We start from the raw sequence: 16645 nt of genomic DNA on the forward strand, positions 1-16645 counted from the left end.
CTGAACTGCCCGGTGCGCCGCGGGGATTCACCCCGCGGCGCACCGGTGCACCAGTCTCTCGCTAGCCGGCCAGCCCGCGCCGGGCCAGCAGCGGCATGGTGTCGGGGTCGCGACCGACCACCGCGCGGAACGCGTCCATCGCGTCCACGCTGCCGCCCCGGGCCAGGAGTTCGCGCCGGAAGATCTCGCCGCTCTCGCGGATGGTCAGCCCGTTGCCGCGGAACCACTCCACCGAGTCGGCGTCCAGCACCTCCGACCAGATGTACGCGTAGTAGGCCGCGCTGTAGTCGTGGGTGAAGATGTGGTTGAAGTAGGTCGACCGGTAGCGCGGCGGGATCGCGGCGACCGCGAGCCCCGCCTCCTTGAGCGCGTTGGCCTCGAACTCGGCGGCGTCCGCGATCGGCGCACCGGCCGGGACGGAGTGCCAGGCCCAGTCCAGCAGCGCCGCCGCGAGGTACTCCACGGTCCGGAAGCCCTGGCCGAAGTTCCCGGCCGCGGCCAGCCGTTCGACCAGCTCGGCCGGGAGCGGCTCGCCCGTCACGTGGTGCTTGGCGAAGTTGGCCCGCACCGCCGGCCAGCTCGCCCACATCTCGTTGACCTGCGAGGGGAACTCCACGAAGTCCCGCGGCACGGCCGTGCCGGCCAGCAGCGGGTAGCGGACGTCCGAGAAGAGCCCGTGCAGCGCGTGGCCGAACTCGTGGAACAGGACGGTGACTTCGTCGCCGGTGAGGAGCACCGGCTCGCCGGGCCCGGCGTGGCCGATGTTGAGGTTGTTGAAGACCACCGGCTTGCGGTCGAACAGCCCGCACTGCCCGACGAGTTCGTCCATCCAGGCGCCCCCGCGCTTGGAGGGGCGGGCGTGCAGGTCGGCCAGGTAGAGGCCCAGCGGGCTGCCGTCCTCCTCGAAGACCTCGAAGACCCGGGTCTCGGGGTGGTAGCCGACCAGGTCGGTCCGCTCGCTGAAGGTCAGCCCGTAGACCTGCCCGGCGGCGTGGAACACCCCGTCCCGCAGGACTCGTTCGAGCTCGAAGTAGGGCTGCAGGGCCGCCGCGTCGAGGTCGTACTCGGCCTTGCGGACCTGCTCGGCGTAGTACGCCCAGTCGTGCGCCCCGAAGTCGGTGACACCGTCCGCGGCGGCGGCCCGGACCAGCCGCTCGGCCTCCCGCTCGGCGTTGGCGACGGCCGGCGCGACCAGCCGGGCCAGCAGGGCGTCGACCGCCTCGACGGTGCCCGCCGTCTCGTCCGCGACCACGTACGCGGCGTGGCTCGGGTAGCCGAACAGGGCGGCCCGCTCGGCCCGCAGGCCCGCCAACCGGACGGCGACCGGGCCGTTGGTCCGCTCCGCCCGCCCCAGCGAGGCCGCCATCAGCCGGCGGCGCACCTCGCGGTCGGTCAGAAAGGCCAGCTCGGGCTGGGCGGAGAAGTTCTTCAGGCTCAGCACGTACTTGCCGGGGTGGCCGAGCTCCCGGGCGCCGGCGGCCGCGGCGGCGATCGCGCCGGCCGTCAGTCCCGCCAACTCCTCGGCGCTGTCCAGCACCAGCGCGTCGGCCGCGGTCGCCTCGAAGACGTTCCGCTCGAAGTCGCCGCCGGCGGCCGCGATCTGCGCGTTCAGCTCGCGCAACCGCTGCTGGTCGGCCGCCGGAAGCTGCGCCCCGGCCCGGACGAACCGGTTGTGGCGGCGCTCCACCAGCCGCAGCGACTCCGGGTCGAGGTCGAGTTCGGCGCGCCGGCGGTACACCGCGTCGATCCGCTCGAAGAGCGCCTGGTCGAGGTGGACGGCGTCGCGATGCGCGGCCAGCCTGGGCCGGAACTCGGCGTCCAGCGCCTGCACGGCCGGGTTGGTGACCGCGGAGTTCTGGTTGTCGAAGACCGCCAGCACCCGCCGGAGCAGGCCACCCGAGCGCTCCAACGCGACCACGGTGTTCTCGAAGCTCGCCGGCTCGGGACTGCCGGTGATCTCGGCGATCTCCGCCAACTGCTCGTCCATGCCCTGTTCGAGGGCCGGCCGGAAGTGCTCTTCACGGATCGCGGCGAAGTCCGGCAGCTGGTACGGCAGTGCGCTGGGCGCGAGGAAGGGATTTTTCGTCACCCGCAGACCCTACGCGCCGTCATCGCGCCCGACGAGGCCCTCGCGGGCAGAGCCCGTCCGGCTCGGCCTGGCGTCCACTGTCAGTACCACCGGCTAACGTCGCACCGACCACCCGCATCATCCGTACCGACCCACCCAGGGAGGAGGCCGCCATGGCGCCCCGGATCGCCCTTGTCCCGGATGCCCACGGCCCCGGCGGCCGCCTGCAGCGGCTCACCGACGACGGCACGGCGCTCGGCGCCCCGATCACCGTCACCGAGCTGGCCGGCCCGGTGGCCGAGCTGGAGGCCGCCGACCATCCGCGCTGGGTCTGGGCCGCCACCGAGCCCGCCTACGGCCCGCTGCTGCCCGACCTGCCGGACCGGCTGGGCCGCTGCCACGACCTGCGCCTGGTCGAGGCCCTGCTGCTGGCCCACGAGGGCCGCTTCGGCGCGCCCCGCTCGCTCGGCGCCGGCTGGGCCCGGCTGCACGGCCTGCCGGTGCCGGCCGACCTGCCCGACACCGCCGGCGCCGAGCTCCAGGACACCCTCTTCGCCCCCGACCGGTTGCAGCTCCCGCCCGGCACCGACCCGCTGGCAGCCGTCCTGGCCGTCCACGCCGACCAGCAGCGACGGCTGGCGGCGATCGAGGACGACGCCGAGCGCTCCCGGTTCCGCCTGCTGGTCGCCGCCGAGTCGGCCGGCGCCCTGGTCGCCGCCGAGATCCAGCAGGACGGCCTGCCCTGGCGTACCGAGGTGCACGACGCGCTGCTGACCGAGCTGCTCGGCCCGCGCCCGCAGATCCCCGGCACCCAGCCCGCCCGGCTGGCCGAGCTGGCCACCCAGCTGCAACAGGCGCTCGGCGGGCGCCCGTTCAACCCCGACTCGCACAGCCAGGTGCTGCGCGCCTTCGCCGACCAGGGCATCCAGCTGACCTCCACCCGGTCCTGGGAGCTGCGCCAGGTCGACCACCCGGCCGCCGAGCTGATGATCCGCTACAAGGAGCTGGCCCGGATCCACGCCGCGCACGGCTGGGCCTGGCAGGACGCCTGGGCCCGCGGCGGCCGGTTCCGCCCCGAGTACGTGGTCGGCGGCGTGGTCTCCGGCCGCTGGGCCAGCCGGGGCGGCGGGGCGCTGCAGATCCCGCGGATCCTGCGCCGCGCGGTGGTCGCCGACCCCGGCTGGGAGCTGGTGGTGGCCGACGCGGCCCAGCTGGAGCCGCGCGTGCTCGCCGCGCTCTCCGGCGACACCGGCCTGATCCGCACCGCGGCCGGCGGCGACCTGTACGAGGCGCTGGCCGCCTCCGCCTTCCGCGGCGACCGGGACAAGGCCAAGCTCGGTCTGCTCGGCGCGATGTACGGGCAGACCAGCGGCGACATCGGCCCGCTGCTCGCCACCCTGCGCCACCGCTACCCGGCCGCGATGGGCTACGTCGAGGCGGCCGCCCGCACCGGGGAGGACGGCGGGATCGTGCACTCCCGGCTGGGCCGCACCTGCCCGCCGCCGTCCGACGCCTGGCTGGATCTCACCGAGGCGCTGGCCCCGGGCACCGACGCCTCCGACCCAGCTGGGCGCTCGGCCCGCGCCCGCGGCCGGTTCACCCGCAACTTCGTCATCCAGGCCAGCGCCGCTGACTGGGCGCTGGCCCTGCTCGCCGCGCTGCGCCGAAGGCTCCTGGCGCTGGACGCCCCGCCCGCCGACCGGCCGCACCTGGTCTTCTTCCAGCACGACGAGGTGGTGGTACACACCCCGGCCAACCTGGCGGACGAGGCCGCCGCCGCCGTGGCCGAGGCCGCGGTCGAGGCCAGCCGGCTGGTCTTCGGCGACACGCCCGTGCAGTTCCCGATGAGCACCGCCGTGGTGGAGTGCTACGCGGACGCCAAGTAGCCCCGGGGCCCAGAACTTCCGCCGGGGCCTAGAACTTCGGTGCGTGCCGGGCGTCCTGGGCCGCCGCGAGCACCTCGGCCAGCTCGGCCCCGGTCGAGGCGGTGACCACCGCGGCCACCGCCCCCTCCACGAACGGCGCGTCCACCAGCACGACTTCGTCCCGCCCGAGGTCCTGCAGCGCGGCCCGCGCGGTCAGCACCGAGCTGCCGAGGTCGGGCAGCACCAGCACGCCCGCGCCGCTGTCGGCCTGCCGCACCGCGCTCAGCACCAGGTCGTAGCTGGTGCCGAGCGCCCCGTCCGCCGTCCCGGCCGCGACGGCCACCGCGACCCTCCCGCCACCCAGTTGCCCGACCAGCTCGCTCAACCCGGCCGCCAACAGCGGACTGTGCGAGACCAGGACGATTCCCACCGATACCGTCGTCATGCCACCAGCGTAGAACCACCGCGGTGGGCTAGCGTCGAGGGCGAGCCCGGTTCGACCGCCCCCACCGGAGACGCCGCCATGAAGAAGCTCATCAACACCCCGGAGTCCGTTCTCGACGACGCCCTCGCCGGAATCGCCGCCGCCCACCCGGAGTTGACGGTGGACCGGGCCGCCCGGGTGGTCCTTCGCGCCGGCGGCCCGCGGCCCGGCAAGGTCGCCGTGATCTCCGGCGGCGGCTCCGGCCACGAGCCGCTGCACGTGGGCTTCGTCGGCCCCGGCATGCTGGACGCGGCCTGCCCGGGCGAGGTCTTCACCTCCCCGGTGCCCGACCAGCTGCTCGCCGCGATCAAGGCGGCCGACGGCGGCGCCGGAGTGGTCTTCGTGGTGAAGAACTACACCGGCGACGTGCTGAACTTCCAACTCGCCGCCGAGCTGGCCGCCGAGGACGGCATCGAGGTGCGCACGGTCCTGGTGAACGACGACGTCGCCGTCCGGGACTCCACCTGGACGGCCGGCCGCCGCGGCACCGGCGCGGCGGTGGTGGTCGAGAAGGCGGCCGGCGCCGTGGCCGAGCGCGGCGGGACGGCCGCCGAGGTGGCAGCGGCCGGCCAGCTCGCCAACTCGGCCTCCCGCTCGTTCGCCGTGGCGCTGTCGGCCGCGACCGTCCCGGCCGCGGGCAGGCCGGGCTTCGAGCTGCCGGAGGACCAGGTCGAGGTCGGCGTCGGCATCCACGGCGAGCCCGGCCGCCGCCGCGCACCGCTGCGCCCGGCCCGCGAGCTGGTGGCCGAGGTGGTGGAGGCCGTGCTCTCCGAGCACACCCTGAGCGCCGGCCACGAGACGATCGTGCTGGTCAACGGCCTGGGTGCGACCCCGCTGCTGGAGCTCTACATCGTCTTCGGCGAGGTCGCCGCCAAGCTGGCCGAACGCGGCATCCGGATCGCCCGCAGCCTGGTCGGTAACTACGTGACCAGCCTGGACATGGCAGGCTTCTCGCTCACGCTCACCAAGGCCGACGCCCGCCTGCTGGACCTCTGGGACGCCCCGGCCAGCACCCCGGCCCTGCGCCGACCGTAGCCCCGGCTCAAAAGGAGAGAGATGGACACCGATCTCGCCCTCGGCTGGCTGCGCGCCGCCGCCGCGGCCGTCGAGCAGCACGAGCCGGAACTGACCGCACTGGACGCCGCGATCGGCGACGGCGACCACGGCGCCAACCTGCGGCGCGGCTTCACCGCCGTCCTCGCCGCCCTCGACGCGCTGCCGCCCGACACCCCGGTGGGCGGGGTGCTGAGCAGGGCCGGCACGACGCTGATCTCCACCGTCGGCGGGGCCGCCGGCCCGCTGTACGGCAGCGCACTGCGCACCACCGGCGCCGCGCTGCCCGCGCCGGCCGCCGACATCACCGACCTGGCCGCCGCCCTGCGCGCGGGCCTGTCCGCCGTCCAGAAGCTCGGCGGCGCGGTGCCCGGCGACAAGACCATGGTGGACGCCTTCGAACCGGCGGTGGCCGCGCTGGAGCGGGCCGCCTTCGACGGCTTCAGCCTGCGCGAGGCCGCCGCGCTGGCCGCCGAGGCCGCCGAGCGCGGCGCCCGCGACACCGTCCCGCTGGAGGCCCGCAAGGGCCGCGCCTCCTACCTCGGCCCGCGCAGCGTCGGCCACCAGGACCCGGGCGCCACCTCCACCGCCCTGCTCTTCCGCGCACTGGCCCGCGCCGCCGGAGCCTAGAAGCCAACCATCACCGCGTGCGGCTGAGGAGCAGCAGCAGCGCGTCGTCCCTCAGCTCGCCGCCGGTGTGCTGCAACAGGTCCGCGTAGAGCCGCGCGAGCGCCGCGTCCAGGTCGGCGCCCGAGTCCCCGCAGCCCGCCACCAGCGCGCCGACCCGCTCCTCCAGCGGGTAGAACGCGCCGCTGGTGCGCTGCCGGGCCTCGACCACCCCGTCGGTGCAGAGCACCATCACGTCGCCCACCTCGAAGGGCTGGTCCCAGCTCTGCGGCTTGCCCGGCGCGAGGCGCCCGAGCCCCAGCGGCACCCAGGGGTCGGGGGCCTCCAGCACCGTGGTCTCGCCGTCCTTGCGCACCCGCAGCGGCGGCACGTGCCCGTACTGCAGCAGTTCGACCACCCCGGGGCCGCGGAACTCGGCGAACAGCGCGGTGGTGAACTCGCCGTCCGGCACATGGCGCTCCACACTGGCTTCGATCCGCGCCGCGACCCCGCGCAGCCCGGCCTCGTCGTAGGCCGCCTCGCGGAACGCGCCGAGCACCACGGCCGCCGTCTGGACCGCCTCCAGGCCCTTGCCCCGGACGTCCCCGATCACCACCCTGGTCGCGGCCCCGGTGTCCAGCGCCGAGTAGAGGTCGCCGCCGATCCGCGCCTCGTCGGCCGCGGAAGCGTAGCGCGCCGACAGCCGCAGCTGCCCGACCTCCGGCCCCGGCTGGCGCAGCAGCGCCCGCTGGGCCGCCTCGGCCACCGAGCTGACCGCCGCGAAGGCCGCCGCGCGGCGCATCCGGATCTTGGCGACATACGCGCTGAACAGCGTCAGCGAGACGTAGGTGATCATCGAGCCGAAGAGGAACCGCCGGTCGTGCGGGTCGGTGACGTGGTCGTAGTGGTTGAGGCCGATCAGCGCGCCCAGCCCCACCGTGCAGATCATCAGCACCTCGGTGGCCGAGAGGGTCAGCGAGGCGATCGACGGCACGACGATCATCAGCGGTGCCAGGTAGCGCTCCTGACCGATCGCCAGATCCGCCGCCGTGACGGCCAGGATGGCCAGCACCGCCGGCGCCACCCTGCGGTGCAGCGGGACGTCCCGGAGATCGACGGCGAGCAGTGCGCGGCGGCGGCGCGCCCGGGGCAGCCCGGAGGCCTCGGGCGCAAGCGCGGTGACAACGCGGCGGAGACGGGACACGAGGGGAACATTACGCGGCGAGTCGGACAGAGGGTACCCGTACGACTACTGTCTGCTAGCGGACGGTGCCATCACCCGATCCGCCCCGAGACCCCCCGCCTTTTCGGAATACCCCTGGGGGGTATCGTGTTCTTGACTGTGCGGGTGCGAGCCGCACCCTGACCCCTACGGAGGCCCACGATGTCCAACATCACCACCTACACCGTCACCGGCATGAGCTGCGGCCACTGCGAGAAGTCGGTGAGCAGCGAGATCTCCACGATCGCCGGCGTCACCGAGGTCGCCGCCGACGCCAAGGCCGGAACCGTGACGGTCTCCTCCCAGCAGCCGTTGGACGAGAGCGCCCTGCGTGCCGCGATCGACGAGGCGGGCTACGAACTGGTGGGCCGGTCAGCCTGAGCACCGTACGGGGGCGACCCCGCGGCCGCCCCCGTACTCTCTCCCCCAAGGAGCGGAACTGATGAGCACACTTTCCCCAGGCATAGACAGCCCGATCGTGCGGGACCGGATCGAGCTCTCGATCGGCGGGATGACCTGCGCCTCCTGCGCGGCCCGGATCGAGAAGAAACTCAACCGGATGGACGGCGTCGAGGCGACCGTCAACTACGCGACCGAGAAGGCCCGGGTCGACTTCGGGCCGGCGGTGACCGTGGCCGACCTGATCGCCACCGTCGAGCGCACCGGCTACACCGCCGAGCTGCCCCCGCCGCCGCCCGCGCCCGCCGAGCCCGCCGATGCCGAAGGAGAGACCGCTCAGGCGCCCGACCCGCTGCTCGACCGGCTGCGCGTCAGCGCTGTGCTCACCGTCCCCGTGGTGCTGCTCTCGATGGTGCCCGCCCTGCAGTTCAACGACTGGCAGTGGCTGGCCTTCGCGCTGACCGGCCCGGTCGTGGTGTACGCCGGGTGGCCGTTCCACCGGGCCGCCTGGACCAACCTCAAGCACGGCGCGGCCACCATGGACACCCTGGTCTCGCTGGGCACGCTGGCCGCCTTCGGGTGGTCGGTCTGGGCGCTGTTCCTCGGCACCGCGGGCATGCCCGGGATGCGCCACGAGTTCCGCCTCTCGGTGGGCGGCCAGGACACCTCCTCCGCCCTCTACCTGGAGACCGCGGCCGCCGTCACCACGCTGATCCTGCTCGGCCGCTGGCTGGAGGCCCGCTCCAAGCGACGGGCCGGCGCCGCCCTGCACGCCCTGCTCGACCTCGGCGCCAAGGACGTCGCGGTGCTCCAGGACGGCCGCGAGGTGCGGATCCCGATCGGCCGGCTGACGCTGGGCAGCCGCTTCGTGGTCCGCCCCGGCGAGAAGATCGCCACCGACGGCGTGGTGGTCGAGGGTGCCTCCGCCGTGGACGCCTCGATGCTGACCGGCGAGTCCGTCCCGGTCGAGGTGACGGTCGGCGACCAGGTCACCGGCGCCACCGTGAACGCCGGCGGCCGCCTGGTCGTCGAGGCCCGCCGGGTCGGCGCCGACACCCAGCTGGCCCGGATGGCCAAGCTGGTCGAGGAGGCGCAGAACGGCAAGGCCGCCGCGCAGCGGCTGGCCGACCGGATCTCCACGGTCTTCGTACCGGTGGTGATCCTGATAGCGCTGGGCACCCTGGTCGGCTGGCTGCTGGTCACCAGCAGCCCCACCGAGGCCTTCACCGCCGCCGTCGCCGTGCTGATCATCGCCTGCCCGTGCGCGCTCGGCCTGGCGACCCCGACCGCGCTGATGGTCGGCACCGGCCGTGGCGCCCAGCTGGGCATCCTGATCAAGGGCCCCGAGGTGCTGGAGACCACCCGCCGGGTGGACACCGTGGTGCTGGACAAGACCGGCACGGTCACCACCGGCCGGATGTCGCTGGCCGCCGTGCACACCGCCGAGGGCGTCTCCCGGGCCGAGGCGCTGCGGCTGGCCGGCGCGCTGGAGCACGCCTCGGAGCACCCGATCGCGGCGGCCATAGCGGCTGCCGCGGCGGCCGAGCAGCTCGGCGCCCTGCCGCCCGTCGAGGGCTTCGAGAACCTGCCCGGCCGGGGCGTGCAGGGCGTGGTGGACGGCCACGCGGTGATCGCCGGACGGGCGGAGCTGCTGGCCGACCGGTCGCAGCCGCTGCCCCCCGCGCTCGCCGAGGCCAAGGCCGCCGCCGAGGCCGCCGGGCGCACCGCGATCGCGGTCGGCTGGGACGGCGCCGCCCGCGCGGTCCTGGTGGTGGCCGACACCGTCCGGCCCACCAGCGCCGAGGCGGTGCGCGAGCTGCGGGCGCTGGGCCTGCGCCCGGTGCTGCTGACCGGCGACAACCGCGCGGTGGCCGAGGCGGTCGCCGCCGAGGTCGGCATCGACGCGGCCGACGTGATCGCCGAGGTGCTGCCCGAGGACAAGGTGGCCACCGTGCGGCGGTTGCAGGCCGAGGGCCGCTCGGTGGCGATGGTCGGGGACGGCGTGAACGACGCCGCCGCGCTCGCCCAGGCGGACCTGGGCCTGGCCATGGGCACCGGCTCGGACGCCGCCATCGAGGCCGGCGACCTGACCCTGGTCCGCGGCGACCTGCGCTCGGCGGCCCAGGCGATCCGGCTCTCCCGCCGGACGCTGGCCACCATCAAGGGCAACCTGTTCTGGGCCTTCGCCTACAACGTGGCGGCGATCCCGCTGGCCGCCGCCGGCCTGCTCAACCCGGTGGTGGCCGGGGCCGCGATGGCCTTCTCCTCGGTCTTCGTGGTCACCAACAGCCTGCGCCTGCGCCGCTTCGCCGCCTGAGCACACCCCGCGGACGAGATGCTGGAGCCTAGTGCCCCAGCATCTCGCCGCCGTTGCAGTGCAGGATCTCGCCGGTGATGAAGCCGGCGTCCGCCGAGGCCAGGAAGAAGACCGCGGCGGCGACCTCGCCGGTCTCGCCGATCCGGCCGAGCAGGGTGCGGGCGGCCCGCCGGGAGACCTCCGCCTCGTCCAGCCGGGGGCCGAAGAACTCCGTCCCGGCCACGGTGCCCGGGGCGACGATGTTGGCGGTGATGCCGGACGGGCCGACCTGCGCGGCCAGGAAGTTGTTCCAGGCGTGCAGCGAGGCCTTGGCGGCCCCGTACGAGCCGGCGCCGCGCAGCGCGGCGATCGAGCTGACCGTGACCACCCGGCCGGAGCCCTGGGTGAGCCGGTCCCGGACGGACTCGGTGAGCAGTACCGCGGTCAGCACGTTGCGCTCGAAGTCCCCGCGCCAGCGGGCCAGCAGCGCGTGCGGTCCGGCGACGAAGCCGGTCTCCCGGCTGCCCGCGTTGTTCACCAGGACGTCGATCCGGCTCGGCAGCGCCCCCAGCGCGGCCTCCACGGCGTCCGGGTCGGCCAGGTCGCAGACCAGCGGCGTGACGGATCTGCCCAGGCTCGCGGCGGCCGCCTCCAGGACCGCGCGCCGACGGCCGACGATCACCACCCGGTCGCCCGCCTCGGCGAACCGCCGGGCGATCTCGAAGCCGATGCCCGTGCCACCGCCGGTGACGACTACGTTTCTGGCCATCTGCACAACTCCCGCCCTTCCGTACCGGAATGCCACGATTCCTATCACGCTGGGTTGCGAGAGTTACGGGGAGGGTGACGTAACTCCGGCCGGGCGGTGTGGTATGAGCAGACTGTCCATCCGTATACGGAATGTAGCGAGAGCCAACTCACACTGCCCAAACGTAACTTTGCCGACCCCAATACGTCTTACCTTGTGAAGTGCGGCAGGGAACTGCGGAACGGCAACTGTGCGGCCCACCCCCCTCCGGGGCCCGCACGATCGCGGTGACTGCCGCCGACGGGGCTCCGGCGGGCCCCGGGACGGCCGTCCCATCCGGACGGCCTCGCGCACGGCGCCGGGGACCGGTGTGGTCGGGGATGCTTTGAGCGGCCTTCCCCGGCAGCACCGACTCCCTGGGCGTCGTGCGCCGCACCACGTCGCCGGCTGCGGCCGGTACGTCGAAGGGCCCCACTGCCAGCAGCAGTGGGGCCCTTCGGCTGAAGCGTGAGCGGGAGCGGTCAGCGCTCGCCCAGGGCGACGTAGTCGCGGATCGCGGTGCCGGTGTAGATCTGGCGCGGACGCCCGATCCGGCTGCCCGGGTCGTTGATCATCTCGTGCCAGTGGGCGATCCAGCCCGGCAGCCGGCCGATCGCGAACAGCACGGTGAACATGCTGGTCGGGAAGCCCATGGCGCGGTAGATCAGGCCGGTGTAGAAGTCCACGTTCGGGTACAGCTTGCGCGAGATGAAGAAGTCGTCGTTCAGCGCGTGCGCCTCGAGCTTGAGCGCGATCTCCAGCAGCTCGTCGGACTGGCCGAGCTGCGCGAGCACGTCGTGCGCCAGGCCCTTGACCAGCTGGGCACGCGGGTCGAAGCTCTTGTACACGCGGTGACCGAAGCCCATCAGCTTCACGCCGTCCTCGCGGTTCTTCACCTTGCGGATGAAGGCGTCGACGTCGCCGCCGTCCTGCTGGATCTGCTCCAGCATCTCCAGCACCGCCTGGTTGGCGCCGCCGTGCAGCGGGCCCCAGAGCGCCGAGATGCCGGCCGAGATCGACGCGAACTGGTTCGCGTGGCTGGAACCGACCAGGCGCACGGTGGAGGTCGAGCAGTTCTGCTCGTGGTCCGCGTGCAGGATGAACAGCTTGTCCAGCGCGTCGACGATCACCGGGTTGAGCTCGTAGTCCTGGGCGGGGACCGCGAAGGTCATCCGCAGGAAGTTCTCGACGTAGCTCAGGTCGTTGCGCGGGTAGACGAACGGCTGGCCGACCGACTTCTTGTACGCGTAGGCCGCGATGGTCGGGAGCTTGGCGAGCAGCCGGACGGTCGACAGGTGGCGCTGGCCGGCGTCGAACGGGTTGTGGCTGTCCTGGTAGAAGGTCGACAGCGCGCCGACCACCGAGGACAGCATCGCCATCGGGTGGGCGTCCCGCGGGAAGCCCTGGTAGAAGCGCTTGACGTCCTCGTGCAGCAGGGTGTGCTGGGTGATCTCGTTGCTGAACTCCGCCAGCTGGTCGGCGGACGGCAGCTCACCGTTGATCAGGAGGTACGCGGTCTCGATGAAGCTGCCCTGGTTGGCCAGCTGCTCGATCGGGTAGCCGCGGTAGCGCAGGATGCCGTTGTCGCCGTCCACGAAGGTGATCGCGGACTTGTAGGCAGCGGTGTTGCCGAAGCCGTTGTCCAGGGTGACCAGGCCGGTCTGCGGCAGCAGCTTCGAGATGTCGAAGCCGGCGTTGCCCGCAGTGCTCGCGACGACGGGGTACTCGTACTCGCCGCCCTGGTACCGCAGTACTACTGCGTCCTGACTGTTCTCGCTCACGCTCATCCTCACCAACGAAATGAATCCTCTTCCAAGGTGCCCTGACTGTCTCCACCCTCCCCCATCCGGAGGACGGTCGCGCACCCGGGGTGGCCCGAAAGAGCCTTGTTCTACAAAAGCTGACGCCTCAGCCACTACGAACCGGACAAGATCGCGTCAAGACTAGGCTGGTCCATCAATTTCTTCACGTCAAGATACCCTCGCCGGAGCCCGCGGCCCGCCCCGCGCCTTCAGAGGTCATCCGATGGTCACCCGGTGGCCAGCCGGTGATCCAGCGCCGAGTGCCGCCGGCCCGCACTGACCGTACGGACCGCCTGGCCAAGGGCCTTGCGGGACCCGACCAGCACGACCAGCTTCTTGGCGCGCGTGACGGCGGTGTAGAGCAGGTTGCGCTGCAGCATGGTCCAGGCCGACGTAGTGACGGGAATCACCACCGCGGGGTACTCGCTGCCCTGCGAGCGGTGGATGGTGACGGCGTACGCGTGAGCCAGTTCGTCCAGCTCGTCGAAGTCGTAGGGCACCTCCTCGTCCTCGTCGGTGAGCACGGTGAGCTTCTGCTCCTCGACGCTCAGCGCGGTGACCACGCCGACCGTGCCGTTGAAGACGCCGTTCTGCCCCTTCTCGTAGTTGTTGCGGATCTGGGTGACCTTGTCGCCGACCCGGAAGGTCCGCCCGCCGAACCGCCGCTCGGGCAGCCCCTCCCGGCCGGGAGTCACCGCGGCCTGCAACAGCGTGTTGAGGTTGCCCGCGCCGGCCGGGCCGCGGTGCATCGGGGCCAGCACCTGGACGTCGCGGCGCGGGTCCAGCCGGAACTTCTGCGGGATCCGGCGCGCCACCACGTCCACCACCAGACCGGCCGCCCGCTCGGTGTCGTCCTCCACGAAGAGGAAGAAGTCCGGCAGGCCCTCGGTGATCGGCGGCAGTCCCTCGTTGATCCGGTGCGCATTGGTCACCACGCCGGACTGCTGGGCCTGCCGGAAGATCCTGGTCAGACGCACCGACGGGATCGGGCCGCCGTCCGCCAGCAGGTCGCGCAGCACCTCCCCGGCGCCGACCGAGGGCAGCTGGTCCACATCCCCGACGAACAGCAGGTGCGCACCCGGTGCCACCGCCTTGACCAGCTTGTTGGCGAGGATCAGGTCGAGCATCGAGGCCTCGTCCACCACCACCAGGTCGGCGTCCAACGGACGGTCCCGGTCGTAGGCCGCGTCACCGCCCGGCCGCAGCTCCAACAGCCGGTGCACGGTAGAAGCCTGATGTCCCGTCAGCTCGGCCAGCCGCTTGGCGGCCCGCCCGGTCGGCGCGGCCAGCAGCACCTTGGCCCGCTTCGCCAGGGCCAGCGTCACGATGGACTTGACGGTGAACGACTTGCCGCAGCCCGGGCCACCGGTCAGCACCGCGACCTTCTCGGTCAGCGCCAGCCGCACCGACTCCTGCTGCTCCGGCGCCAGTTCGGCCCCGGTCTGCCGGGCCAGCCAGCCCAGCGCCTTCGGCCAGTCCACGTCGGCGAAGCCGGGCATCCGGTCGGTCTCCGCCCGCAGCAGCCGCAGCACCTGGTTCGAGAGGGAGATCTCGGCCCGGTGGAACGGCACCAGATAGACCGCGGTGACCCGCTCCCCGCCGTCGCCCGGCAGGCTCTCGCGGACCACGCCCTCCTCCGCCACCAGCGCGGCCAGGCAGTCGATCACCAGGCCGACGTCCACCTGGAGGAGCTTCACCCCATCGGCGATCAGCCGCTCCTCCGGGAGGTAGCAGTGGCCCTGGTCGCTGGACTGCGACAGTGCGTACTGCAGGCCCGCCTTGACCCGCTCGGGGCTGTCGTGCGGGATGCCGACGGCCTGCGCGATCCGGTCCGCGGTGAGGAAGCCGATGCCCCAGACGTCCGACGCCAGCCGGTAGGGCTCGTTCTTCACCACACCGATCGAACTGTCGCCGTACTTCTTGTAGATCCGCACCGCAAGCGAGGTGGAGACGCCGACGCCCTGGAGGAAGACCATCACCTCCTTGATCGCCTTCTGCTCCTCCCAGGCCGCGGCGATCATCTTCGTCCGCTTCGGCCCGAGCCCGGGGACCTCGATCAGCCGCTTCGGGTCCTGCTCGATCACCTCCAGGGTGTCGGCGCCGAACTTCTCGACGATCCGCTCCGCGAAGCGCGGGCCGATGCCCTTGATCAGGCCCGAGCCCAGGTAGCGCTGGATGCCCTGGACGGTGGCCGGGAGCACGGTGGTGTAGTTCTCCACCACGAACTGCTTGCCGTACTGCTGGTGGGAGGCCCAGCGCCCGTGCAGCCGCAGCGACTCGCCCGGCTGGGCGCCCAGCAGGGACCCGACCACCGTCAGCAGGTCGTTGGCACCGCGGCCGGTGTCGACCCGGGCCACCGTGTAGCCGGTCTCCTCGTTGGCGTAGGTGATCCGCTCCAGCACCCCCTCCACCTGGGCGAGCTGCCGCGGAGCCGCCGCCTGCACCGGCTGCGCACCCATCCGGGACCCCCTCGTGGTACTCGTGAGCTTCCGCTACGCACCGTACCGTCCCGCGGCGACAGCCCGGGCCGAGCCGGTCGAAGCGCAGGTGTCAGTACCTGGTGCCAGGCTGAAGTGGCAGAGGGAACACTTCGTCCTGCCCGGGGCCGCCGACGCGGCGTCCGGGCCCGCAAAGGAGCGGAACGACCATGCTGACGACCAACTTCATTCCCGGCACCCCGAACTGGCTCGACCTCGGCAGCGCCGACAGCGAGGCCTCGCAGGCCTTCTACGGCGGCCTCTTCGGCTGGACGTTCGCCTCTGCCGGCCCCGAGTCCGGTGGCTACGGCTTCCTCCAGCAGGGCGGGCGGACGGTCGCCGCGATCGGCCCGCTGACCGAGGAGGGCGCCAAGAGCGCCTGGACGATCTACTTCCACACCGCCGACGCCGACCAGACCAGCAAGCTCGTGGAGCAGGCCGGCGGAACGGTCCGGTTCGGACCGTTCGACGTCTTCACCAACGGCCGGATGGCTGGGTACACCGACCCCACCGGCGCCGAGTTCGCCGTCTGGCAGCCCGGCGAGACCGCCGGTCTCGAGGCCGTCACCGAGGTCGGCACGCTCTGCTGGACGGAGCTGCACACCAGCGACCCGGCCGCTGCCAAGCCCTTCTACCGCACCGTCTTCGGCTGGCAGGAGCAGGACGTCCCGTTCGGCGACTTCACCTACACCGTGGTCACCCCGGTCGGCGGCGGCACGGACGCCAGCCAGGGCGGCATCGCCGTGCTGCTCCCCGAGCGCACGGCGGCCGGCACCGGCTCGCACTGGCTGCCCTACTTCGAGGTCGCCGACGTCGACGCCGTCGTCGCCAGGGCCACCGAGCTCGGCGGCGCCGTCCGGGCCCCTGCGTACGACGCCCCCGGCGTCGGCCGCTTCGCCCAACTCGCCGACCCGCACGGCGCGGTGTTCTCCGTCATCACGAGCGCCGCCCCCGGGGAGTGACCCCTCCAGGCCCCTTCTAGGCTGGGCCAATGAACGATCTCGTGATCCGCCCGGCGACACCGCAGGACATCCCCGCCATCGTCGCCATGCTCGCGGCCGACTCCCTGGGAGTCGGCCGCGAGTCCCCCGACGATCTGACGCCGTACTACGAGGCCTTCGAGCGGATGGCCGCCGATCCGAACCAGCATCCGACCGTGGCCGTCCGGGACGGCCGGGTGGTCGGTACTCTCCAGCTCAGTGTCATCCACGGACTCTCCCGCCGCGGCGCGACGCGGACCGTCATCGAGGCGGTCCGCGTCCACGCCGACGAGCGCGGCAACGGCCTGGGCAGCCGGCTCATCGAATGGGCGATCGCCGAATCCCGCTCACTGGGAGCCAATCTGGTGCAGCTCACCTCGGACGCGAGCCGGGCCGACGCGCACCGCTTCTACGAGCGGCTGGGCTTCACCGGATCGCACGTCGGCTTCAAGCTCCAGCTCTGACCGGAAACGCAAAGAACCCCCATCCGATTTCTCGGATGGGGGTTCTTTGGAATGATTGTTCGGCGGCGTCCTACTCTCCCACAGGGTCCCCCCTGCAGTACCATCGGCGCTGTGAGGCTTAGCTTCCGGGTTCGGAATGTAA

The 16645-nt window shown here is 72.8% G+C and carries 13 protein-coding genes and 1 rRNA gene; 7 read left to right on the top strand and 7 right to left on the bottom strand.

All coding sequences use genetic code 11. The features are described from left to right. Positions 1-61 precede the first annotated feature (61 nt). Entirely contained in the window at positions 62-2089 is a 2028-nt protein-coding gene (locus P3T37_RS26240; protein WP_280726344.1) for a M3 family metallopeptidase, read from the bottom strand. 152 nt (positions 2090-2241) lie between these two features. On the opposite strand from P3T37_RS26240, the gene P3T37_RS26245 reads away from it, so the two are divergent. Further along, positions 2242-3954 carry a bifunctional 3'-5' exonuclease/DNA polymerase gene (locus P3T37_RS26245; RefSeq protein WP_280726345.1) on the top strand — a complete coding sequence of 571 codons (1713 nt, stop codon included), beginning with the start codon at positions 2242-2244 and terminating at the stop codon, positions 3952-3954. Between the two features lie 28 nt (positions 3955-3982). On the opposite strand, the gene dhaM is transcribed toward P3T37_RS26245, so the two are convergent. Continuing rightward, on the bottom strand, positions 3983-4378 hold the full coding sequence (dhaM, locus tag P3T37_RS26250) for a dihydroxyacetone kinase phosphoryl donor subunit DhaM (RefSeq protein ID WP_280726346.1): 396 nt from the start codon (positions 4376-4378) through the stop codon (positions 3983-3985). A 78-nt stretch (positions 4379-4456) separates the two neighbouring features. Between dhaM and dhaK the strand changes: the two genes are divergently transcribed. Further along, positions 4457-5452: a dihydroxyacetone kinase subunit DhaK gene (gene dhaK, locus P3T37_RS26255; RefSeq protein ID WP_280726347.1), complete on the top strand. Its 996-nt coding sequence runs from the start codon at positions 4457-4459 to the stop codon at positions 5450-5452. Positions 5453-5473: 21 nt separating this feature from the next. Continuing rightward, positions 5474-6100: a dihydroxyacetone kinase subunit DhaL gene (gene dhaL / locus P3T37_RS26260; protein WP_280726349.1), complete on the top strand. Its 627-nt coding sequence runs from the start codon at positions 5474-5476 to the stop codon at positions 6098-6100. Positions 6101-6110: 10 nt separating this feature from the next. Here dhaL and P3T37_RS26265 read toward each other — a convergent pair whose 3' ends face one another. Then, complete coding sequence (locus P3T37_RS26265) at positions 6111-7280, bottom strand: PP2C family protein-serine/threonine phosphatase (protein ID WP_280726350.1); 1170 nt, start codon at positions 7278-7280, stop codon at positions 6111-6113. Positions 7281-7460: 180 nt separating this feature from the next. Between P3T37_RS26265 and P3T37_RS26270 the strand changes: the two genes are divergently transcribed. Both P3T37_RS26270 and P3T37_RS26275 read left to right on the top strand, forming a co-directional pair. Continuing rightward, a complete protein-coding gene (locus tag P3T37_RS26270; RefSeq protein ID WP_280726351.1) occupies positions 7461-7679 on the top strand; it encodes a cation transporter in 219 nt (72 codons plus the stop codon). 61 nt (positions 7680-7740) lie between these two features. Next, complete coding sequence (locus tag P3T37_RS26275; RefSeq protein WP_280726352.1) at positions 7741-10014, top strand: heavy metal translocating P-type ATPase; 2274 nt, start codon at positions 7741-7743, stop codon at positions 10012-10014. 28 nt (positions 10015-10042) lie between these two features. On the opposite strand, the gene P3T37_RS26280 is transcribed toward P3T37_RS26275, so the two are convergent. The 3 genes from P3T37_RS26280 to P3T37_RS26290 form a co-directional block, all read right to left on the bottom strand. Continuing rightward, a complete protein-coding gene (locus P3T37_RS26280; protein ID WP_280726353.1) occupies positions 10043-10762 on the bottom strand; it encodes an SDR family oxidoreductase in 720 nt (239 codons plus the stop codon). 500 nt (positions 10763-11262) lie between these two features. Further along, complete coding sequence (locus P3T37_RS26285) at positions 11263-12567, bottom strand: citrate synthase (RefSeq protein ID WP_280726354.1); 1305 nt, start codon at positions 12565-12567, stop codon at positions 11263-11265. A 242-nt stretch (positions 12568-12809) separates the two neighbouring features. Next, complete coding sequence (locus P3T37_RS26290; RefSeq protein WP_280726355.1) at positions 12810-15041, bottom strand: ATP-dependent RecD-like DNA helicase; 2232 nt, start codon at positions 15039-15041, stop codon at positions 12810-12812. Between the two features lie 188 nt (positions 15042-15229). On the opposite strand from P3T37_RS26290, the gene P3T37_RS26295 reads away from it, so the two are divergent. Beyond that, positions 15230-16021, top strand: coding sequence for a VOC family protein (locus P3T37_RS26295; protein WP_280726356.1), 792 nt, complete (start codon positions 15230-15232; stop codon positions 16019-16021). 29 nt (positions 16022-16050) lie between these two features. Further along, positions 16051-16503 (top strand): GNAT family N-acetyltransferase, encoded by a 453-nt coding sequence (locus P3T37_RS26300; RefSeq protein WP_280726357.1) that lies wholly within the window; start codon positions 16051-16053, stop codon positions 16501-16503. Between the two features lie 57 nt (positions 16504-16560). Here the strand turns inward: P3T37_RS26300 and rrf are convergent. After that, positions 16561-16645: ribosomal RNA gene (gene rrf / locus P3T37_RS26305) — 5S ribosomal RNA — on the bottom strand; the annotation flags it as partial.

This window comes from Kitasatospora sp. MAA4, assembly GCF_029893355.1.
In the GTDB taxonomy this organism is placed as follows: Bacteria; Actinomycetota; Actinomycetes; order Streptomycetales; family Streptomycetaceae; genus Kitasatospora.